Genomic DNA, 21,938 nt, shown 5'->3' with positions numbered 1-21,938 from the left:
TAATGCCTTTGAAAGGAAATTATCTGCAAAACAACTAATTTTTTTTGTGTCTCTTTTAAACTGTAGCATTTTTGCAGTGTTAAACCCAAATTTACACTGAATTGATATGTATTATTAGACTAAGTCTTAATATATCGTTCAAAAGATTAATTACAAAATAACCTATGAATACAATTTTATCTTTCGTATTATCTAAAAAAACAACAACTTTGATTTTGTTGTTGTTAAGTACTTCTTTTTATGCGCAAATAATCGTTAGTGACGTTTTTCCTACAAGAGTTACTAAGAGCAGTGTCGTTACTTTAGTGGGTACTGGATTTACAAACTCTTCAACTGTTTCTATTTATGGTATAAGCACTAGCTCAGTTACGGCTACTCCAGATGGTACGGAGTTAAGTTTTGAAATCACTACAGATGGTACTAATGATATTTCGAATGTTATTTTAAAAGTAAACGGTAATAATGTCTATTTAGGGTCGAATGCCCCAGAAAATTTAGTGAAAATTGATTATGTAGGAGCTAAATTGAAACGTAATGATCGTAGTAGTGGTTCTGAGTCCTTTAAGCATGTAACTGAAATCTTTACTAATTGGAATCATAACGGACAAGGGTATTGGAGATCTTCTAGTTATGTTTATCGAGATACGAGTACGTATCCAAACGATTACCATGAATTAATAGGTTTTACATATGATGGAGTAACTTATTCTACAGGAGTGGATGATGCTTTGCTTTCAACGATAAGTGGTCTAAATATTAGTAATGAGGTTTTTAAAGCCTATTCTACAAATGGAATTACTGGAACCATTAATTCTGGAGCTAATTTTATAGCTACAGCAGATTTAGTAGATGGTGTGGTTGGTGAAGGAACCGTTATTACGTCTAACGAGGTTGCTGATTTAACTGTTTTTCAAGTAATGATAGATGGGAAGAACGGTTTGGAATTAGGAACAGGAGTAACTAATTATAATCAAACAGCATCTATTCGTTTTTTTAGTGGGAACGGACAGGTTGGTGCAATTAATGATGGAATTCCAGATTTATTGATTACACAAATTGCAGATTCCGGTAGTTGGGATACTTATTATTACGCAGATGATAGAGGAAATGTGATAGGGAGACCTATAAAATTGTTTTTGCATAATCAATATAATAATCAAGGTCGTTGGCAATTAGATCTGTATAAACTTCCTAGTGGAGCAGATATTAATACAGCAGTTCCGCAATCCAGAACTTATGGTAATAATGAAGATCGATTAATTAAGTTAATTGCTCTTAATTTAGAGGATTTTGATTTAAATGCTTCTAATATAGATTCTGTAAAAAATATTAATTCAGTAGCGGGAGGTTCTGCAGACATGGCATTTATTGCTTATAACCAATCTGCTTTTGATATTAAAGCGCCTATAGCAAGACCAATCTTACCTCGTTTTGTTTGTAAAGCAGATGGAACTACAAGTGTAACTTTTAGTGTTGAGGCTGGTATAGATGATGGGGCAGGAGATATAACAGATCCACCAGCAGGAGATCCTGATTTGGCATTAAAGTATCAATGGAGAAAATACAACTCAAAACTTGATACTCAAACAAATGAGGATTTTACTATAAATAATGTTGAGCTTGATGACTTAGCGACTTATAAAATTGAAATTTCTAACGATAATGGTGGGACTATAATATTACCTGTTACCTTAAGTGAAGGTGGTACACCATATTATTGGAATGGTACTGAATGGAGTTCTCCATATGGGGCAGTAGAAGAGAAAGAAAGAGGTTTAGTTTATACTGGTGATTACACAACGCAATCAGAAGATTTAGTAGGATGTGATTGTAGGGTGACGTCTGGGGCCAACGTTGTTATTCCTGAAGGTAAAACAATGTTAATTTATAACGAAATAACGGTAGAGCCAGAAGTCTTGGAGGTTAAGCAATTAGATGAATTTGGTAATGTTGAAAAAGACGAAGAAGGTAATGATATAATACTTGTGAATCATTTGCCTGCAGCTACCTTCACTTTAGAAGATGATGCGAGTCTAGTGCAAATTAATGATGTTGAAAATAGTGGAGAAATTACTGTGAAACGCAGGTTACGTAATGAGGAGGTCAAACAATATGATTATGTGTATTGGTCTTCTCCAGTAGAAAATTTTAATATTTCAGAAATTTCTAATACTCCAACGTATCAATGGAACGTAAATGCAGGAAATAATGGAGCGGGTAATGGAGATTGGGAATCGGCATCTAATGCTGTAATGATACCAGGCAAAGGTTATATTGTTAGAGTGGCTAATAATCAAGTAAGTGGTTTTACAACAAGATTTTATGGTACACCAAATAATGGGGCATTTAATATTGATGTTTATAAGTCTCCTGATTATTTGTCTATGGACCATAATGACAGCAGTTGGAACTTAATAGGAAATCCTTATCCTTCGGCTATAGATGCGGAAAAATTCTTAACGGCTAATTCATACCTTGAAGGACGTGTAGATATATGGACTCATGATGAATATGTATTTGATACTGGTGCTACTGATCCATTTTATGATCACTTTGGAGTCAATTACGGAGACCAATACATTACTTATAATGCGTTAGGGACGTCAACGCCATCATCATTTAATGGCAAGATTGCTTCTGGGCAAGCCTTTTTTGTGAGGGTTGCTGATACAGCTCCAAATACAACTTCTGTGCAGTTTACTAACTCTATGCGTCATAATGATTTAGTAACTTATGATAATTCAGAATTTTATAGAAATACTGAAGACACTGCTGCCGCTACCGAAAAACAATTAGTATGGTTAAGCTTATCTGATGAGAACAATAGAGCTATTAGTACATTAATAGGTTATGCAGATGGAGCTACAGAAGGAAAAGATAGACTTTATGATGCTTATACTAATAATGAGGGCTTTAATTTATATTCTTTAATCTCAGATGACGAAAAATTAGTAATACAAGGGCTTCCATTACCTTTTATAGATTCTAATACGGTGCCTTTAGGTATAGAATTAGTTAAAAGTGGTATCTATAATATTGCTATTGGTGATGTTAAGGGAAGCTTATTTGAAACGCAAGAACAAGCTATTTATTTAGAGGATACATACACCGGCGTAATTCATAATTTAAGAACGTCACCTTATACTTTTACAGGAGAAGTGGGAGAGTTTAATGATCGTTTTATTTTAAGATATACAACATCTGTAACGCTTTCTGTAAATGAGAATGTTGCCTCAGATACCTTTGCTTATGTTAGTAATGCCATGTTTTATGTAAAGTCTAATAGTAAGTTAGACTCTATTGAAATCTTTGATATGAATGGTAAACAACTTATAAACTACACTATAAACGACAATACAAATTCATTCGATACACAATTTTCGTTCGCAAAAGGTATTTATATTGCTGCTATCAAGTTAGATAATGGTAGTGTGGTAACAAAGAAAATTCTAAATTAACGATTAATTAGTTGAATAAAAAAAAGACCTTTATTAAAATCATAGAGGTCTTTTTTTTGTTTAAATCTTTTTAAAAAGGAGCAAAATTAATACCCAACTTTTTCTCTAACGCGTTTTAAAACTTTATCTGCGACAAGTTTTGCCTTTGCAGCTCCTTTGGCTAATGCAGCATCAACTTCATCAAGATTACTCATATAATAATGGTAGCGTTCTCTTTCCTTTTCAAAACGCTCTACCACCAATTCATATAAGGCTTGTTTGGCATGACCATAACCGTAATTTCCACCTTCATAATTAGCTTTCATTTCTGCAATTTGAGTATCCGATGCTAATAAACTATAGATAGCAAAACAATTACATGAAGCCCAGTCTTTTGGTTCTTCAAGCGGTGTGCTATCGGTTTCAATAGACATTATTTTTTTACGTAGTTGTTTGTCGGGTAAAAAGATGTTGATGAAGTTACCGCGACTTTTACTCATTTTTTCACCATCTGTTCCTGGAATAAGCATACCACTTTCTAGTATTTTTCCTTCTGGTAAAACAAAAGCGTCTCCCATTTTCGCATGAAAACGAGAAGCGACATCTCGTGTCATTTCAATATGCTGTAATTGATCTTTTCCTACCGGAATGATGTCTGCATCATAAATTAAAATATCTGCAGCCATAAGCATTGGATAGGTAAACAAACCTGCATTAACATCTTCTAAGCGATCGGCTTTGTCTTTAAAACCATGAGCCAAGGTTAAACGTTGGTATGGAAAGAAACAGCTTAAATACCACGAAAGTTCAGTGACTTGAGGAATATCACTTTGTCTGTAAAACACCGTTTTTTCAATATCTAAACCACAAGCAAGCCAAGTTGCAGCAACAGAATAGGTATGGTTTCTTAGTTCGTCAGCATCTTTAATTTGCGTTAGCGTATGCAAATTAGCAATAAATAAAAACGACTCGTTTTTAGCATCGTTTGCCATTTCTATTGCTGGTAAAATTGCACCTAAAATATTTCCTAAATGTGGTGTTCCTGTACTTTGTACTCCTGTTAGTATTCTTGCCATAACATTACCTGCAAAAGCAGGTATCTCTTTAAAATTAAACTTCAGTATTGAAATAAAAAACAAAGGTAAATTTTTTAGTAGACTATAAGAAGTCATTTAATTTAATTAATTAGTTTTGGGGCTATGGCGTTTTTTAAATATCCATTTTGGTTTTTATATCGTATTTGGTTCTACATTTTAGTAGCTATTCCGATTATTGTAATGTTGCCTTTATTGATTATTTCTATCTCTAGAGAGGAATGGTATTGCTATTTTTTTAAGCTAGCGCGCATCTGGTCTAAGTGTATTTTAATCGGTATGGGCTTTAGGTATAGAATTAAAAGAGAAGAAATACCATCCCCTGATAAGAGTTACATGTTTGTAGCTAATCACACCTCTATGGCAGACATTATGCTAATGTTGGTGGCTGTGAAAAACCCATTTGTATTTGTTGGAAAGCAAGAATTGGCTAAAATTCCACTATTTGGATTCTTTTATAAGCGTACATGCATACTCGTTGATAGATCGAGTGCTAAGAGTAGGCAAGCTGTATTTTTACGAGCGCAACGTCGCTTAAAACAAGGAGTAAGTATTTGTATTTTTCCAGAAGGAGGTGTGCCAGATGAACATATTTTATTAGATGAGTTTAAGGATGGGGCGTTTAGATTAGCAATTAACCATCAAATACCCATAGTCCCTATAACTTTCTACGATAATAAAAAACGATTTTCTTATACTTTTTTTAGTGGTGGTCCCGGTAAAATGCGCGCAAAAATACATCAGTTTATACCAACGAAAGGTTTAGCCACTGCAGATACCAAAGCGTTAAACAATAAAACACGGACTTTAATTTTGGAAGAATTACGTTGCGGGCAGGGTACAAAAAAAAGCCACTCTAACCAAGAGTAGCTTTTGTCATCATTGCATTTTCATAGCTTATTAGTTGCAATAACCTAACCTAAATTAACCTAAAACTTATAACTTAATCCTGTATACACACCAATAAAGTAGGGTTTAAAATCTCCTGTTGTATTATTGAAGGTGTTTATTTGATACTTAAATGTAGGTTCAAGATTTATATTCCATTGTTTAGAAAGGGTATAATCTAAACCTAAACCAAAGTTGGCACTAAAACTTGTATCATTAATATTGTTGGCCTCTCCAATTGAAGTTGTACTTCCGTTGACATCGGCATAAATTTCATTTTCACTTAAAAAGAAGGTACTAAATCCGCCTATAACATTAATCCCAAATTTTGTGTCTAATAATCGGTATTCTAATTCTAACGGAATTTCTATAAATCCAAAACGCTGGTCTATTTCTCCTATAATTTTAGTATTGAATAATTCTGGTGTTGTAGCCATATTCATCATTTTAGAACTCACAAGAGACACTTGTTGCTCGTCTGAACTAAAAGAGATATTGCTAAAAGAAGCATCTGCGCCTCTAGCAGCTGTTTCTGCGCCTGTAAAAGCAAATACGTCTGACGTGGTTTGATTGAGTTTAACGCGGTTAACCCCAGCTCTAATTTTTAGTTTTTTAGAAATAGCATAACTACCAGCAATACCGTAGCTCATATTAACATCAGAGCTTTTGCCGTTTTCGTTGAACTGCTTGTCTAATGAAGAACCTTGACCAAAGGAATTAAAATAAACAGGCGCAACATTTGGGGCAATGCTCCACCTGTTTTGGTCATCTTCTTTTTCTTCTTCATCTATAGTTTCGTTATTTTCTGCAATAGCATTTTCAATACTTTGTTGCTCTGGAATTTCAACTATTACATCCTCTGTTTTTGTTGTATTGGCCTCATCAATAAGTGTTTCTGATTCTAACGTTTTAGACGTTGTATTTTTTGCTATAGCAGTACTATGTTCTTCAATATTCTTTTTAATTGCAGATTTTTGTTCTGCTTCTGATGCTAATTGTGTTTTGCTATCTGTCTTTAAATTAGAATTAGACGTTTTCGGTTGATTTACATCGTTTGTTTTAGTTGTCTTGCGAACTACTGCTAGAGACTTTTTCTGTTGCTGAGACTGAGATGAATTGGTGCGCTCTTTAATCGTGTTATTAGCAACAGTATTTGATTTTGGTGTCGACTTATTAGATGTTATTAATTCATCTGATGAACGTGTATGATGCGAGCTTTCATGTTCATAGTCGGCTACATTAGAGTTTTGTTTTGTATTTAAGTTAGAATCAATGTTAGAATCAACAATCTTGGTGTTGTCGTCTTTAGTCGTTTTAAGATCATTTTGATCCTTAAGTGGTAACGTATTAGAATTTTCTTTTTCTGATTTGTGGTCTACGTCTTCCATATCTACAACAGGAAATTCTTGCGAATTAGTTTCGTCTGAATTAAATACCGTAATACCAACCGTTAACAAGAGCGCAATGACAGCAGCAACTCCACCAAGTTGCCACCAAAGTGCCATAACTCTCCGCTTTTTCTTTTTATTTGGAAGACTTTCGTTTATACGATCCCATAGTGCATCATTAGGTGCAACTTCAAAATCTTTAAACTTTTCTTGAAAAAGTCGATCTATGTTTTTCTTATCACTCATTTTTATAAACTCTGCGACTTTGAGGTCGCGTTGTAGGTTTCAATCTTTTCTTTTAAAATTAATCTTGCTCGTGCTAAATTAGATTTTGAGGTGCCAACTGAAATTTGAATTAATTCACTAATTTCAACATGGGAATAGCCGTCTAAAACATATAAATTGAACACCAATCTATATCGGTCTGGTAATTCTTGAATGATTTTTAATAAAAAATCAATACTTACGTTATCATCATTAATATCAACAGAAACATCTTCAATATTACCTTCGTTAACGATATCATAGACTCCAACATCTTCCCTGTACCGTTGCAATGCCGTGTTAATTGCAATGCGTTTTAGCCAACCTTCAAAAGAACCTTTATTATTATACTGCTCTATTTTATTAAAAATAGTTAAAAATGCGTCATGCAGATTATCTTCTGCTTCTGCATAGTTTTTAGAGTACTTAAGACAAAGCGAAAATAATTTACTTGCATATTGCTTGTATAATTGGCTTTGAGCTTGTACATCTTTATTAATACAATTTTGTATGAGTTGGTCTAAACTCACATTAGTTTACGGATTAATTAATAATTAGTCTAACTGTGTATTTTCAGAACCAGATCTCTGATTGAGAACAGGCACTTCTGCTAAGTAATACTGATCCTCACCTTCTTCATCATGACCTTGATAAAACTTAAAAAGATAAGTCTCTGTTCCTGTAACCATAAAATTTAAACTTACAGTAACCGATTCTAAGTCATCCACACAAGATGTATTGGAGTACACTGAGTTAACCACGGCAACAGTACGTTCATTTCCTTCAATATCATATAAGAAATTATAAAATTGATAACAGGTTGATGGACGATTATAAGTTATCAAAATCTCATAACTTTCTCCGTAGATAAAGTGTTCTGGTATTTCAACACTTTCTATTGGCATTACTTCTGTACCAACATAGCTATTATCATCCTCAAGACTACAAGACGTAAACGCTGAGATAAAAATAAAGACTAAAAGGGCATATCTTTTCATAATTAAAAATAATCAATTTCACCTTATAGATGTAAAAAAAGCAAAAGGGTTGCGTCTAAAACCAAAAAAATCCTGAAATAATCAGGATTTTTTTAATTTTCTATTTAGAATCGTTAATCAGCGTTCTCACTTTCGCTTCTAATTCGTCCATAAGATCAGGATTATCTTTAATAATCATTTTCACTGCATCACGGCCCTGACCAAGTTTGGTATCTCCGTAGCTAAACCAAGATCCGCTCTTTTTAACCACTTCATGTTCTACAGCTAAGTCTAAAACTTCACCGACTTTAGAAATACCTTCGCCATACATAATGTCAAATTCAGCCAATCTAAATGGTGGAGCTACTTTGTTTTTAACAACCTTAACTCTGGTTTTATTACCCATTACGTTGCTGTCACTATCTTTAATTTGTGTAGATCGTCTAATATCTAAACGAACTGAAGCGTAGAATTTTAAGGCATTACCACCAGTGGTTGTTTCAGGATTACCGAACATTACACCAATTTTTTCACGTAATTGGTTAATGAAAATTACGGTACAATTTGTTTTGCTAATAGAAGCTGTTAATTTTCTTAAAGCCTGAGACATTAAACGTGCGTGTAAGCCCATTTTAGAATCTCCCATTTCACCTTCAATTTCACTTTTAGGTGTTAAGGCTGCGACAGAATCAATGACTACGATATCAATAGCACCAGATCTAATTAAGTTATCAGCAATCTCTAAAGCTTGCTCTCCGTTATCTGGTTGAGAAATAATTAAATTATCAATATCTACTCCTAATTTTTCAGCATAGAAACGATCAAAAGCGTGCTCTGCATCAATAAAAGCTGCAATACCACCCGCTTTTTGAGCTTCGGCAATAGCATGAAGTGTTAATGTTGTTTTACCAGAAGATTCTGGACCGTATATTTCAATTACACGGCCTCTTGGATATCCTCCAACGCCTAATGCAATATCTAATCCTAATGAGCCTGAAGGTATAGCTTCAACATCAACCACAGCTTGATCACTCATTTTCATTACTGTTCCTTTTCCGTAAGCTTTATCTAACTTGTCTAAAGTTAATTTTAAAGCTTTTAATTTTGCATCTTTTTCGCTACTCATATGTTCTTTTTTCTTAGAATTCTTCATTAAATAATTATTCAAAAATACCACTTATTTTAATTAATAACATTTCTCGTTTCAAATTACTACAAATGAAAGTGATGATTTTTTTGACTTTTTTAAAAACAGGAAGAAGTGATCGTAGTAATGCGCGTTATTAGTCATAAAAAAGCCAAAGTAAATATTTACTCTGGCTTTTTTATTGAAATAGTGAACCTCGTCTTAGGGCTATAGGTTGATTGTATTTTTAGAATAACCCAATGTATGAAGCATCTGTTGTTCCTGTTTGTAACGTTGCACCTTTTGTAAAGCCGTCTGCACTAGTAGAGCTAGGGTCAAAAATATAAACATTACCTACTCCACCTAAAGAAGCTAAAGCCATATATAATTTACCATCAATAACACTTGCCCATTGGTATTGACGTAACCATAAATCTATTGGAATATTCATTTTAACCGCGGTTTTATTGTAAACATCAACACGAACGATATCCCAATTAGAGCTTGCATTATCTCCTAAATCGGTATTTAAAACGGGTACATAACCAATGCCGTTACCTACATAAAACCAACCGGTATTTGCTTCGGCATTATGACCTAAAAGCGATTTAATATCAAATTTACCATAAGCTGTATCATAAGCTCCGTTGCTGATTTTCATAATTGAAGCATCACCAGAAGTTATTAATTGGTAAGTATCACCTAATTCATCTTTATGTGCAACAGGTGTTCTGTAGCCATTAGTAGAACCCTGTGCAAGTGTTGAGGTTATTGTAGTTTCGTTTTCTAAAGATGGGTAATCTACGACTAGAGTTTCTACATTATCATAAACCATAGTGCCATTTTCACCAGTTAAAGCATCATAAAAGCGTTTAGCAACTCCGTAGTAAAGCTTTCCGTTAGCAATTACTGGGGCATCAATACGAAAGGTATGAATCCCTTCTGCAGAGTTGTCTTCACTATAAGGAAATTCAAAAGACGTATTTTCTAATACACTCATTGTATTTAAATCTACACGAGCTAAAGTAACAGTGGCTTTAGTTCTTACGTAAGGCGACGTTTCTTCATCTGGATTTTCATAGATATTTTCTGTAGTTACATTGTGTAACATAGCATAATTATCATCAATCTTTGTCCAACGTGGATAGGCTGTTCCCATCACTGCTTGGATATCTGTTGTTAAAACTAAGTCGTAATTTTGTCCACTGATATAATCATATTTAGAAATATCACCGCCTCCATAATTTAAATTATAAACGGTTTCACCATCATTAGAAGTGTATAATCTCGCCGTACGTGTAGAAGGTATTTCTTGACCATAACCATTAAAGGTATAGGTTTTATTAGGATCATTAAGTTCTTCTACAGTGGTCCCTTGAATATAGGTTTCTGATTCTCCTGTTGGACTCGATCCAATAACTAAATGATATGGTCTATAATCCGAAGGATTTGTAGGCCCCGAAGTTGGAGTGTCATCATCACTACATGAAAACGTCATTAAAGATAAAGCTGATAAACAAGCAATACGAGATAAATATTTAAAATTCATAAGTATTAAATTAATTGATTTATAAAATTGAAAAAGTAAGTTTCCCATAAAACCCTCTACCAGGTTTTTGAAGGGCATAATTGTCGAATAATTGATTATTTAATATGTTTTTTACATCAAAACTCAGTGAAACCTTGTGTTTTGGAAATGTATAAGCAAAACCGGCATCTAAAGAAACCTGACTTGGAATTACCGTTTTTCCTGAACCACCAAGTACACTACTGTGTCTAAAAAATTCGTGTACATATAATAAGTTGGTATAAGTAGATAGGCTAGACCCTTTTTGAATGACGTTCTGTGCACTGTATTTTAGGTTATAGTTCATTGTAAAATAAGGAGTATTGGCAAGGCGTTCGTAACTTGGCGTAATTGGGTTGCCATTCACGTCATACGTCACATTATAGTCTCTAGCATTAAAGAATGAAGTGTTGGCACTAAAGAAAACTGTTTCGTTATAGTTGTAGTTTAATGTAAAGTCGAATCCTTCTGTGTATATTTTTCCAATATTTGAGTTTTCAAAAAATTCTTCATTACTTCCCGTAGGAAATTGCATAATTAAATCTTCTGTATCTCTTATAAATAAGTTAGAGGTGACTCCAAAGGTGTGTTTTTTAAATTGGATATTGTCGTAACTAAATCCCAGATTATAATTATTACTGTGTTCTGGTTTTAAATTTACGGAAGCATTTACATTAGCAGCAACATTACCAAAGACTTCATTGGCTTCTGGTAAACGAATCGCTTTTTCTGCTGATCCAAATACGGTTAGTTGAGGTGAAATTGTATAAGAAATAGAGCCGCCATAACCAAAGTCGTTAGAGGAGATGTTATTTTCTTCAATACTGATTGTTGAATTTGAGGTGTTAGAACTTCGGGTTCGTAATTTTGAAGTTCTATCCATATAATACGATTTTCCAAAAATTGAAGTTCTTAACTTGTCTTCAAAGGCTTTATTTTCAAATGAAAGCGTTAGTATGGACTTTAGATAGTTGCGTTCTTCTTTTAATGCATTTTCTGCAGCAGGAAGCATTGGGTCATCAGAATCTCGCGTAAAGGTGTTTAGTAAATGGTTTAGCTGAATGCTGTTATTGTCATTGATATGATATGCTAAATTAGTACGCGCATTAATAGTTTCATCAATATCTTTCTGTAATGTTGGGTCTCCAGCTTCTGCGCCTGTAGCCCATACATCAGGATCATTATAATAATTCGTAGGATAACCTAACCAACTGTACTGTGTAGCAATAGTATCTATGGTTTTTCGATTGAGACGCGAATAAGAGGCAAAAGCGCTGACGTCTAAATTTTTAATCACATCGTTTTTTGCATAATCTAGACTATACATATAGGTGTTCTGTTCCGTAAATCGATTGCCATATACAATTTCCATGGTAGCTCCAGTTTGTATTTGTTGATCCATATTAGAGAGTAACACACCAGCTAATAATTTATCGGCCCAACGTACATTGGTGTATCCAAATTCAGCTTTACCACCTTGCGATCTATAGCGATCATGAAACCGTTTGGCTTTGATATACACATCTGGTGTGCCGGCAGAAAGCGCTACAGCCACCTGGTCTCCCCATACGTTATAATCGTTATCGGCATAATTCACAAAAGCAGAACCTCTTGCCGTAAAACCGTTTTTGTTATTTCTATAACCACCATTAACGTCGGTTCTATAAGTTCCAAAAGATCCTGCAGAAACAGAGGCTTTTAATTCATTTTTGGTAATGCTGTTTAAGACGATATTGATAGCTCCACCCATAGCATCATCAGACAAATGAGGTGGCACAACTCCTTTATACACTTCAATACGTTTAATTAAAGACGGAGGAATACTGTTTAAAGAAAAGGAAGGACCAAAGTTTCGAATAGGTACTCCATCAATAAAGATCTTAACAGAATTACCTGTCATACCATTAAGATTGTAATGCGCATGCGAGCCCAAACCACCAGACTGACGCACTCTAACTCCTGCAGATTGGTCGAGTAATTCATTAACTTGTATCGATTGGATTGCGGCTTCCTTGGTTTCTATAACATTAACGGCAAATCCTTTTTCTTCAATTTTTTGTTGTACGGTTTTAGATTTTACAAAAACTTCATCTAATGCTGCAACTTCTAAAGTAACGTTAACCTCTTGGTTTTTTGAATTTAACGCTACGGTTACTGTTTTAGGAACGTCGTTTAATGAATAAAATGCTATGGTGTAAGTTCCAAATGGAATGTCTTTAAAGCTATAACTACCATTTATATTGGAGTTGGTTTCTTTAGTGATATCATTTCCTTTTAGTACAATAAAGGTAGAAACAGCAGGTTCATTAGAATTGTATTTTACCTTTCCGTAGAAACTTCCATCTTGACTAAAACCAATGGTGCTAAAAGCCAGAAATAAAAAAACAGAAAATATTTTCACTTGGGACACGTCTAAAATTTTTGACAAAAATATCCTTATTTATATTTATTCCAAATAAAAATAGCGATTATTTTTTAATTGTCTTTACAGCATGTTTTTAACTCATTGAATTGTAGAATAAGATCGATTTTTTCAATGGTTTCCTCGAGTGATTGAGTTGGCGCTTCTAATGATTTATAGACTAGAAAAGCATATTTTAGATAGCGTTATAAAAAAAAGTATAGATTTTTTTATTGTTTTGACGCAACCATTTCACATGTTTTGCATCTACTAAATGAAAAAGGAAAGAATTGCTATGAATACCCTTAAAAAGCAGAATTAATTTTCTGCTTTTTAACATCATTAGTTAGGTATTAGGTGTTTCAGTTGCTGTTAAACCCTCAATAACTGTTAAGCCGATGTAGATTAACTTTTTAATTTGTTTTAAGTTGGTAAGTTAATCTAGTAAAGCACTTTGAAATATTCAAGGTGCTTTTTTTATGAGACGCACTAAAATTGATACCTTTGTCGCTTAATTAGTCTTTAACCTTAAAATTAGTATAGCATGCAACTGTACAATAACTTAAGTGCTAAGGAGAGAGCAGAACTTATTGAACAAGCGGGAAAAGAACGCTTAACCATCTCTTTCTACAAGTACGCCAAAATTAATAATACCGAAATTTTTAGAAACCATATGTTTCTCGCCTGGGATGAATTAGAAGTCTTAGGAAGAATTTATGTGGCTACTGAAGGGATTAATGCGCAACTTTCTGTGCCTGCAGAAAACTTTGAAGCTTTTAAAAACCACTTAGATACTATTTCGTTTTTAGAAAATGTAAGATTAAACATTGCTATAGAGCACGATAATTTTGCCTTTTTAAAACTAAAAGTAAAAGTGCGTAAAAAAATAGTAGCAGATGGACTAAACGATGCGTCTTTCGATGTGACTAATAAAGGGGTTCATGTTAATGCTAAGAAATTTAACGAGCTTATTGAAGATCCAAACACAGTCTTAGTGGATATGCGAAACCATTACGAAAGTGAAATTGGTCATTTTAAAAATGCCGTTACACCAGATGTAGATACGTTTCGTGAATCTTTAGATTTAATTGAAGAAGATTTAAGAGCGCACAAAGAAGACAAGAAGTTAGTCATGTATTGTACAGGCGGAATTCGCTGCGAAAAAGCAAGTGCTTACTATAAACATAAAGGCTTTAAAAATGTGTTTCAGCTTGAAGGAGGAATCATTAACTACGTTAGGCAGATTGAAGCTGAAGGGTTAGAAAATAAATTCATAGGTAAAAACTTTGTCTTCGACGAAAGACGCTCAGAACGCATTAGTGATGATGTAATTGCCAATTGTCACCAATGTGGAGAACCTGCAGATTTACATACTAATTGCGCTAACGAAGCTTGTCATTTATTGTTTATTCAGTGCGATTCTTGTAAGGAGAAAATGGAAAATTGTTGTTCTACAAATTGTATGGAGATCAATAGATTACCGTACGAAGAACAAAAAGCTCTGCGAAAAGGTCAAGGGAATAGTAACGATATTTTCAAAAAAGGAAGAGCAGATCACTTGCCGTATAAAAAGGACTTGAGAAATATTTTTGAGACTTTAAAAACTGATAAAATCTAAATTCCGATGCAAAACATTGAATTAATGGCACCTGCAGGAAATTTTGAATCCTTGCAGGCGGCTTTAGATAATGGTGCAAATTCTATTTATTTTGGGGTAGAGCAGCTTAATATGCGGGCGAGAGCATCGATTAATTTTACCTTAGATGATTTACACGAAATTGTAAAGCGTTGCGAAGCTAAAAACGTTAGAAGTTACCTCACTTTAAATACCATAATTTACGATCACGATTTATCCATCGTAAAAACGTTAATTAAAAAAGCAAAAGAAGCCAATGTAACGGCGGTTATTGCTATGGATCAGGCTGTTATTGCTGTGGCCAGAGAACACGGTATGGAAGTTCATATTTCTACACAAATTAATATTACCAATATTGAAACGGTAAAGTTCTATGCGCTTTTTGCGGATACCATGGTGTTGAGTAGAGAGTTGAGTTTGCGACAGGTAAAACATATTACAGAGCGTATTGAAAAGGAGCAAATAAAAGGCCCATCTGGTAAGTTGGTCGAAATTGAAATATTTGGTCATGGCGCACTTTGTATGGCTGTTTCTGGTAAATGTTACTTAAGCTTGCACTCTAATAATTCTTCAGCCAATAGAGGGGCTTGTAAACAAAATTGTAGAAAAAAATACACAGTAGTTGATCAGGATACCGGTTTTGAAATGGAACTAGATAATGAGTATATAATGTCTCCTAAAGATTTATGTACTATCGATTTTTTAGATGAAATTGTTGATGCAGGAGTCAAAGTTTTAAAAATTGAAGGTCGTGGGAGAGCTCCAGAATATGTCGCTAAAGTTATTAAATGCTATCGCGATGCTATTGATAGTGTTAAAAACGAAACGTATAGCAAGGAAAAGGTGATTTCTTGGATGCAAGATTTAGAAAAAGTCTATAACAGAGGCTTTTGGAGTGGCTATTATTTAGGTCAGAAATTGGGGGAATGGAGTACCGGCTCTGGTTCTCATGCGGTACAGAAGAAAGTGTATTTAGGTAAAGGCACACATTTTTACCCTAAAGCTAAAATTGGTGAATTTAAAATTGAAGCTTTCGATATTTCAGTTGGTGATACTATATTAATAACTGGGCCAACAACTGGTGCAAAAGAAATGGAGGTTGTAGAAATGATGGTCAATGATATAAAAACCAACAAAGGCACTAAAGGGGATTTAATTACTATACCTATGGAATTTAGAATTAGACCGTCTGATAAACTCTATAAAATTGTTGAAAATAAAGTCGAAGCTTAATGGTTATTGTCACTCTACAACGCCAAAAATGTATTGGCTGTAATTATTGTGTTGAAATGGCACCTAGCCAGTTTCAAATGTCCAAAAAAGATGGAAAGTCGGTTTTGCTAAACACAAAGGAGAATAAAGGTTTTTTTACATTAAAATCTAATGACTATTCAATTTTAGAAGCTTGTGAAAATGCTTCAAAAGCTTGTCCTGTTAAAATCATAAGTGTGAAAATTAATTGATGGTCAAATTCACTGTTTTAGAGTGGAGTAAATCGCCGAGACATTGCAATAAAAAATTAGACTTTAGTTAACTAAGGAAATAATCTTATCTTTACTCATTAATTATTTACGAATCCTCTATTTAGACTAATTTTGTCTAGATTTAATATATAAATTTTATGGCTTGTAACAGTTGCTCAACTGGTGATGATGGCCAACCAAAAGGATGCAAAAACAACGGAACTTGTGGTACAGATAGCTGCAATAAACTGACTGTTTTTGACTGGTTAGCTAACATGTCACTTCCAAACGGACAAGACCCCTTTATTGGAGTTGAAGTACGTTTTAAAAATGGCAGAAAACAATATTACAAAAATACCGAAAACCTTACGCTAAGCATAGGAGACATTGTGGCTACTCAGGCAAAATCTGGCCACGATATTGGTATGGTAACACTTACAGGTGAGTTGGTACGTGTACAAATGAAGCGCAAAAAGGTAAGACTTGATGACGCTGAAAATGTTTTAAAGATTTATCGAAAAGCGTCCCAAAAAGACATCGATATTTGGTCTGAAGCTAGAGATAGAGAAGAACCAATGAAAGTTAAAGCGCGTCAGTTTGCTATTGATTTAAATTTGAAAATGAAAATTTCAGATATCGAATTTCAAGGTGATGCTAGTAAGGCCACATTCTACTACACAGCTGAAGAACGCGTAGATTTTAGAGAGTTAATTAAAGTGTTTGCACGTGAGTTTAGAACACGTATAGAAATGAAACAAGTGGGCTTTAGACAAGAAGCCGCAAGACTTGGAGGTATCGGCTCTTGTGGTAGAGAGTTGTGTTGTTCTACATGGTTAACTGATTTTAGATCGGTAAGTACATCTGCAGCGCGTTATCAACAATTATCTTTAAACCCTCTAAAGTTAGCAGGACAATGCGGAAAGCTAAAATGTTGTCTTAACTATGAATTAGATGCGTATTTAGATGCCTTAAAAGCATTTCCAAAATCTGATGTTAAATTATACACCGAAAAAGGAAATGCCGTTTGTCAAAAAACAGATATTTTTAAAGGCTTAATGTGGTATGCTTATGAAGGAGAATGGATGAATTGGCACGTCATTACTACAGATCAAGCTAATGAAATTATTCAAAAAAATAAGAAAAGAGAGAAAGTTGCAAGCTTAGAAGAATATGCCGCAGAACATTTACAAGATACTAAAAACGAGTTTGAAAACGTTGTAGGGCAAGATAGTTTAACACGTTTCGATAATCCAAAATCGAATAAGAAACGTAAAAACAATAAGAACAACAGAAGTAACAACAAAAACAAACCTCGAAATCGAAACCGCAATCAAAACTCTAATGCAAAGTCAAAACCAAATGCTAAGAAAAATTAATGGGGTATTATTTCTCGTTTTTAGTTGTGTTTTATGTACTAGTTGCGACTCAAATGCTGTGTTTGACAGTTATAAATCAGTACCAAACCAATGGCATAAAGATTCAGTAGCTACCTTTAATTTTAAAGCACCAGATACGTTAAACCAGTACAACTTATATGTGAATTTAAGGAATACTAATGCTTATAAATTTAGTAATTTATTTCTTATTGTAGAACTCGATTACCCTAATGGAAAGGTCGTTAAAGATACTTTAGAATATAAGATGGCGGCGCCAAATGGCGAACTTTTAGGTACTGGATTTTCAGATTTAAAAGAAAATAAATTATGGTTTAAAGGATTTAATGAACCATTTAAATTTAAGGAAGAAGGAGATTACACCGTAACTATTCAGCATGCTATGCGAAATAATGGAAGTGTTAATGGTGTTGAGAATTTAGAAGGTATAACAGATATAGGTTTTAGAGTAGAACAGGCTCAAAAATAGTGGATATGGCAAAAAAGAAAACAACGAAATCTAAACCAAATACTTTAGATTTTTCAAAATACGTACGTTGGTTTTGGGTACTATTCTTAAGTGGCGTCTTAGCTATAGTATTCGTATTTTTATTGGCATCTTGGGGTGTTTTAGGCGAAATGCCAGATTATACAAGGTTAGAAAATCCTGAAACAAATTTAGCTTCAGAAATAATTTCTTCAGATGGGAAAACATTAGGTAAATTTTATTTTGATGACAATAGAACTCCAATTGGTTTTAAAGATCTTCCAAAAAATCTAGTAGATGCCTTAATTGCTACTGAAGATGTGCGTTATTATGATCATTCTGGTATTGATGGACGAGGGACCCTTAGAGCCATTTTTAAACTTGGAAGTGGAGGAGGAGCTAGTACTATTTCACAACAATTAGCAAAGAACTTATTTACAAAACAGGTTTCTTCCAATATTATAGAACGGCTCTCACAAAAAGTGAGAGAATGGGTAATTGCAATTCGTTTAGAACGCCAATATACCAAAGAAGAAATAATAGCGATGTATTTTAATATTGTGGATTTTAATAACAATGCAGATGGTATACGTAGTGCTTCTAGGATATATTTTGGAAAAGAGCCTATGGATTTAGAGATTAAAGAATCGGCCATGATTGTTGGGATGTTAAAAAATCCATCGTTATACAATCCACGACCACATAAAAATCCTATTGGTGTTAGAAATAGAAGAAATGTTGTATTAGCGCAAATGGCTAAATATGATTACATCACAGAAACTCAAAAAGATTCACTTCAAAAAACTGAATTAGATTTAAACTATTCACCAGAATCACATCGCGAAGGTATTGCTACTTATTTTAGAGAATATCTTCGTGGGTTTATGAAAGATTGGGCAAAAGATGAATCCAATAGAAAACCAAATGGTGATAAGTACGATTTATACACAGATGGGCTTAAAATTTATACCACTATAGATTCGCGTATGCAACAATATGCCGAAGATGCAGTGGCACAACATATGCCAAGGTTACAAGCGGAATTTGACAATCAAAATACTCCAGAACGTAATAAAACAGCGCCCTTTTTAGAACTGAGCAAGTCAGAGATTAATAAATTGTTGAAAAATGCGATGAGACGTGGTGAGCGTTGGAGGATACTTAAAAGCCAAGGAAAATCGAATGCAGAAATTGAAGCGTCGTTTGAGATTCCAACGGATATGAGGGTGTTTAAATGGGTAGATGGTAAGGCTAGTGAAGTGGACACGATTATGAAACCGATAGATTCTATGCGTTATTACAAATCGTTTTTGCGTCCAGGAATGATGTCTATGGATCCGCAAACAGGGCATGTAAAGGCTTGGGTTGGAGGTATGAACTATAAGCATTTTCAATACGATATGGTAAATCAGGGAGCGCGCCAAGTAGGATCTACATTTAAACCTTTTGTATATGCGACAGCTATTGATCAGCTGCAATTTTCACCTTGCGATTCGTTTCCCAGAACACAAATTACGATTGAAGCAAATAAATTTGGTAATCCAGAATCATGGACCGTAAAAAATTCAGATGGTAATTATTCTGGTAAACAAACTCTTAAAGATGCGTTAGCGAGTTCTACTAATACAATTACAGCGCGGTTAATGAATGAAGTTGGGCCACAACCTGTTGTTGAAATGGCTAAAAAATTAGGAGTTACTTCAGAAATTTTACCAGTACCAGCAATTGCTTTAGGTTCAGCCGATATAAGTGTTTACGAGATGGTTGCTGCGTATTCTACCTTTGCAAACAAAGGGGTGTATAATAAACCTGTAATGGTAACTCGTATAGAGGATAAAAATGGAACGGTATTGTATCAATTTGCTCCTGAGAGTAAAGATGTTTTAAGTGAAGAAGTGGCTTATGTAACTGTAAATCTTATGGAAGGAGTAACGCAAGCGGGGTCAGGTAAACGATTAAGACATGATTCTGATTACTTAAAGAATACTGCGATGTATAAAGAAGTGATGACAGGTTATCCATATAAGCTTTCAAATCCTATAGCAGGTAAAACAGGTACAACACAAAACCAAAGTGATGGTTGGTTTATGGGTATGGTACCAAACCTAGTGACTGGAGTTTGGGTTGGTGCTGAAGATAGAGCCGTCCATTTTAGGTCAATCACTTATGGTCAAGGGGCTTCAATGGCGTTACCTATTTGGGGATTATATATGAAAGCTTGTTACGCTGATGAATCTTTAAAGGTGTCTAAAGGAGAATTTGAAAAACCTTTAAATTTAAAAATTGACATAGACTGCACGGCTAAAGATGAAGGCGACCTTAGAGATGAATCAGATTCTATAGAAAATATTGAATTTGATTTCTAAGAACCTGTAATAGTCACACCCTTATTTTATGACTATTAATTATAAATTTTAGACTTAGTTTTGTATTTTTCAAGAGCAAAATTTTTCTAAATATGATTAATAAAAAAGTGGCTAATATTTCTGAAGCTCTAAAGGGTGTCAGTGATAATATGACCTTTATGTTCGGTGGTTTTGGCTTGTCTGGTATTCCAGAGAATGCAATCGCTGAACTCGTAAAACTTAATGTAAAAGGACTCACCTGTATTTCTAATAATGCCGGAGTTGATGATTTTGGTTTAGGTTTATTGTTGCATCAAAAACAAATCAACAAGATGATCTCATCTTACGTTGGTGAAAATGATGAATTTGAACGTCAGATGCTTTCTGGCGAATTAGATGTGGAGTTAATACCTCAGGGTACTCTAGCAGAACGTTGTAGAGCAGCACAAGCTGGTTTTCCTGCAATATACACACCTGCCGGATACGGAACCGAAGTGGCCGAGGGCAAAGAAACCAGAGAATTTGATGGAAAAATGTATGTTTTAGAACATGCGTTTAAAGCGGACTTTGCGTTTGTAAAAGCGTGGAAAGGTGATGCTGCCGGAAACTTAATCTTTAAGGGGACAGCTCGTAATTTTAATCCTGTGATGTGTGGTGCGGCTAAAATTACCGTTGCCGAAGTTGAAGAATTAGTACCAGTAGGCGAATTGGATCCAAATCAGATTCATATCCCAGGTATTTTTGTACAACGTATCCTTCAAGGTGAAACATACGAAAAGAGAATTGAACAACTAACCGTTAGACAAAAAGTATAATTATGTTAGATAAAAACGGAGTAGCAAAACGCATTGCTAAGGAAGTACAAGACGGGTATTATGTCAACTTAGGGATAGGTATACCAACTTTAGTTGCTAACTATGTTAGAGAAGATATTGAAGTGGAATTTCAAAGTGAAAATGGGGTCTTAGGAATGGGGCCATTTCCTTTTGAAGGTGAAGAAGATGCTGATATTATTAATGCAGGAAAACAAACTATTACAACCTTACCAGGGGCTTCATTTTTTGATTCCGCTATGAGTTTTGCAATGATTAGAGGGCAACACGTGGATCTAACGATACTTGGAGCTATGGAAGTGTCAGAAAATGGTGATATAGCGAATTGGAAAATACCAGGGAAAATGGTGAAAGGCATGGGAGGTGCTATGGATTTAGTAGCTAGTGCTGAGAATATTATTGTAGCCATGATGCATACTAATAGAGCTGGTGAGTCTAAGTTGTTGAAAAACTGTTCTTTACCATTGACAGGTGTGGGTTGTGTAAAGAAAATAGTAACAAACATGGCGGTTATAGAGGTAACTCCAAATGGCTTCAAACTTTTAGAACGGGCGCCTGGAGTATCGGTTGATGAAATTATAAACGCTACAGAGGGTGAATTAATAATCGATGGCGATATTCCTGAAATGGAATTGTAGCTAATTTTGGAATATTAAAAA

At 34.3% G+C, this 21,938-nt stretch carries 17 protein-coding genes; 10 read left to right on the top strand and 7 right to left on the bottom strand.

The window, feature by feature from the left end; all coding sequences use genetic code 11:
• The first annotated feature begins 164 nt into the window (after positions 1 to 164).
• The gene (locus ACXGSQ_RS03015; protein WP_458628165.1) at positions 165 to 3,458 is read left to right on the top strand and encodes a T9SS type A sorting domain-containing protein; all 3,294 of its coding nucleotides are present in this window, start codon (positions 165 to 167) and stop codon (positions 3,456 to 3,458) included.
• A gap of 86 nt (positions 3,459 to 3,544) precedes the next feature.
• Here ACXGSQ_RS03015 and trpS read toward each other — a convergent pair whose 3' ends face one another.
• Positions 3,545 to 4,513, bottom strand: a complete 969-nt coding sequence (gene trpS, locus ACXGSQ_RS03010; protein WP_458628164.1) for a tryptophan--tRNA ligase — start codon at positions 4,511 to 4,513, stop codon at positions 3,545 to 3,547.
• A 123-nt stretch (positions 4,514 to 4,636) separates the two neighbouring features.
• On the opposite strand from trpS, the gene ACXGSQ_RS03005 reads away from it, so the two are divergent.
• Positions 4,637 to 5,401, top strand: a complete 765-nt coding sequence (locus tag ACXGSQ_RS03005) for a lysophospholipid acyltransferase family protein (RefSeq protein WP_458628163.1) — start codon at positions 4,637 to 4,639, stop codon at positions 5,399 to 5,401.
• A gap of 59 nt (positions 5,402 to 5,460) precedes the next feature.
• Here the strand turns inward: ACXGSQ_RS03005 and ACXGSQ_RS03000 are convergent, their stop codons facing one another.
• The 6 genes from ACXGSQ_RS03000 to ACXGSQ_RS02975 form a co-directional block, all read right to left on the bottom strand.
• On the bottom strand, positions 5,461 to 7,053 hold the full coding sequence (locus ACXGSQ_RS03000; protein WP_458628162.1) for a hypothetical protein: 1,593 nt from the start codon (positions 7,051 to 7,053) through the stop codon (positions 5,461 to 5,463).
• 2 nt (positions 7,054 to 7,055) lie between these two features.
• Complete coding sequence (locus tag ACXGSQ_RS02995) at positions 7,056 to 7,601, bottom strand: RNA polymerase sigma factor (RefSeq protein ID WP_458628161.1); 546 nt, start codon at positions 7,599 to 7,601, stop codon at positions 7,056 to 7,058.
• Between the two features lie 24 nt (positions 7,602 to 7,625).
• Complete coding sequence (locus ACXGSQ_RS02990; protein ID WP_458628160.1) at positions 7,626 to 8,069, bottom strand: hypothetical protein; 444 nt, start codon at positions 8,067 to 8,069, stop codon at positions 7,626 to 7,628.
• A gap of 100 nt (positions 8,070 to 8,169) precedes the next feature.
• Positions 8,170 to 9,174 carry a recombinase RecA gene (gene recA, locus ACXGSQ_RS02985; RefSeq protein ID WP_458629313.1) on the bottom strand — a complete coding sequence of 335 codons (1,005 nt, stop codon included), beginning with the start codon at positions 9,172 to 9,174 and terminating at the stop codon, positions 8,170 to 8,172.
• A 247-nt stretch (positions 9,175 to 9,421) separates the two neighbouring features.
• Positions 9,422 to 10,723, bottom strand: a complete 1,302-nt coding sequence (locus tag ACXGSQ_RS02980; protein WP_458628159.1) for a hypothetical protein — start codon at positions 10,721 to 10,723, stop codon at positions 9,422 to 9,424.
• Between the two features lie 19 nt (positions 10,724 to 10,742).
• Positions 10,743 to 13,169 (bottom strand): TonB-dependent receptor, encoded by a 2,427-nt coding sequence (locus tag ACXGSQ_RS02975; RefSeq protein ID WP_458628158.1) that lies wholly within the window; start codon positions 13,167 to 13,169, stop codon positions 10,743 to 10,745.
• 517 nt (positions 13,170 to 13,686) lie between these two features.
• On the opposite strand from ACXGSQ_RS02975, the gene trhO reads away from it, so the two are divergent.
• The 8 genes from trhO to ACXGSQ_RS02935 all read left to right on the top strand — a co-directional run bounded on the left by trhO (position 13,687) and on the right by ACXGSQ_RS02935 (position 21,917).
• Positions 13,687 to 14,760 carry an oxygen-dependent tRNA uridine(34) hydroxylase TrhO gene (gene trhO, locus ACXGSQ_RS02970; RefSeq protein WP_458628157.1) on the top strand — a complete coding sequence of 358 codons (1,074 nt, stop codon included), beginning with the start codon at positions 13,687 to 13,689 and terminating at the stop codon, positions 14,758 to 14,760.
• 6 nt (positions 14,761 to 14,766) lie between these two features.
• Positions 14,767 to 16,011: a peptidase U32 family protein gene (locus ACXGSQ_RS02965; RefSeq protein ID WP_458628156.1), complete on the top strand. Its 1,245-nt coding sequence runs from the start codon at positions 14,767 to 14,769 to the stop codon at positions 16,009 to 16,011.
• Positions 16,011 to 16,241 (top strand): ferredoxin, encoded by a 231-nt coding sequence (locus ACXGSQ_RS02960; RefSeq protein ID WP_458628155.1) that lies wholly within the window; start codon positions 16,011 to 16,013, stop codon positions 16,239 to 16,241. The genes ACXGSQ_RS02965 and ACXGSQ_RS02960 overlap by 1 nt, the downstream gene beginning before the upstream one ends.
• 158 nt (positions 16,242 to 16,399) lie before the next feature.
• Positions 16,400 to 17,617 (top strand): PSP1 domain-containing protein, encoded by a 1,218-nt coding sequence (locus tag ACXGSQ_RS02955; protein WP_458628154.1) that lies wholly within the window; start codon positions 16,400 to 16,402, stop codon positions 17,615 to 17,617.
• Positions 17,601 to 18,104: a gliding motility lipoprotein GldH gene (locus tag ACXGSQ_RS02950; protein ID WP_458628153.1), complete on the top strand. Its 504-nt coding sequence runs from the start codon at positions 17,601 to 17,603 to the stop codon at positions 18,102 to 18,104. The genes ACXGSQ_RS02955 and ACXGSQ_RS02950 overlap by 17 nt, the downstream gene beginning before the upstream one ends.
• A 5-nt stretch (positions 18,105 to 18,109) precedes the next feature.
• On the top strand, positions 18,110 to 20,467 hold the full coding sequence (locus tag ACXGSQ_RS02945; protein WP_458628152.1) for a penicillin-binding protein 1A: 2,358 nt from the start codon (positions 18,110 to 18,112) through the stop codon (positions 20,465 to 20,467).
• 92 nt (positions 20,468 to 20,559) lie between these two features.
• On the top strand, positions 20,560 to 21,261 hold the full coding sequence (locus ACXGSQ_RS02940) for a CoA transferase subunit A (protein ID WP_458628151.1): 702 nt from the start codon (positions 20,560 to 20,562) through the stop codon (positions 21,259 to 21,261).
• A 2-nt stretch (positions 21,262 to 21,263) separates the two neighbouring features.
• The gene (locus tag ACXGSQ_RS02935) at positions 21,264 to 21,917 is read left to right on the top strand and encodes a CoA transferase subunit B (protein ID WP_458628150.1); all 654 of its coding nucleotides are present in this window, start codon (positions 21,264 to 21,266) and stop codon (positions 21,915 to 21,917) included.
• Positions 21,918 to 21,938 lie beyond the last annotated feature (21 nt).

The sequence above is a fragment of the Winogradskyella sp. PC D3.3 genome, from assembly GCF_054366245.1.
The sequence above is the reverse complement of the archived record's forward strand: the minus strand, read 5'-3'. Positions and strand labels throughout refer to the sequence as shown.

Coding starts and splice junctions, on each gene's coding strand:
- trhO (WP_458628157.1), top strand. CDS start 13,687: ATGCAACTGTACAATAACTTAAGTGCTAAGGAGAGAGCAGAACTTATT.
- ACXGSQ_RS02955 (WP_458628154.1), top strand. CDS start 16,400: ATGGCTTGTAACAGTTGCTCAACTGGTGATGATGGCCAACCAAAAGGA.
- trpS (WP_458628164.1), bottom strand. CDS start 4,513: ATGGCAAGAATACTAACAGGAGTACAAAGTACAGGAACACCACATTTA.
- ACXGSQ_RS03000 (WP_458628162.1), bottom strand. CDS start 7,053: ATGAGTGATAAGAAAAACATAGATCGACTTTTTCAAGAAAAGTTTAAA.
- ACXGSQ_RS02960 (WP_458628155.1), top strand. CDS start 16,011: ATGGTTATTGTCACTCTACAACGCCAAAAATGTATTGGCTGTAATTAT.
- ACXGSQ_RS03015 (WP_458628165.1), top strand. CDS start 165: ATGAATACAATTTTATCTTTCGTATTATCTAAAAAAACAACAACTTTG.
- recA (WP_458629313.1), bottom strand. CDS start 9,174: ATGAGTAGCGAAAAAGATGCAAAATTAAAAGCTTTAAAATTAACTTTA.
- ACXGSQ_RS02940 (WP_458628151.1), top strand. CDS start 20,560: ATGATTAATAAAAAAGTGGCTAATATTTCTGAAGCTCTAAAGGGTGTC.
- ACXGSQ_RS02980 (WP_458628159.1), bottom strand. CDS start 10,723: ATGAATTTTAAATATTTATCTCGTATTGCTTGTTTATCAGCTTTATCT.
- ACXGSQ_RS02945 (WP_458628152.1), top strand. CDS start 18,110: ATGGCAAAAAAGAAAACAACGAAATCTAAACCAAATACTTTAGATTTT.
- ACXGSQ_RS02965 (WP_458628156.1), top strand. CDS start 14,767: ATGCAAAACATTGAATTAATGGCACCTGCAGGAAATTTTGAATCCTTG.
- ACXGSQ_RS02935 (WP_458628150.1), top strand. CDS start 21,264: ATGTTAGATAAAAACGGAGTAGCAAAACGCATTGCTAAGGAAGTACAA.
- ACXGSQ_RS02990 (WP_458628160.1), bottom strand. CDS start 8,069: ATGAAAAGATATGCCCTTTTAGTCTTTATTTTTATCTCAGCGTTTACG.
- ACXGSQ_RS02950 (WP_458628153.1), top strand. CDS start 17,601: ATGCTAAGAAAAATTAATGGGGTATTATTTCTCGTTTTTAGTTGTGTT.
- ACXGSQ_RS03005 (WP_458628163.1), top strand. CDS start 4,637: ATGGCGTTTTTTAAATATCCATTTTGGTTTTTATATCGTATTTGGTTC.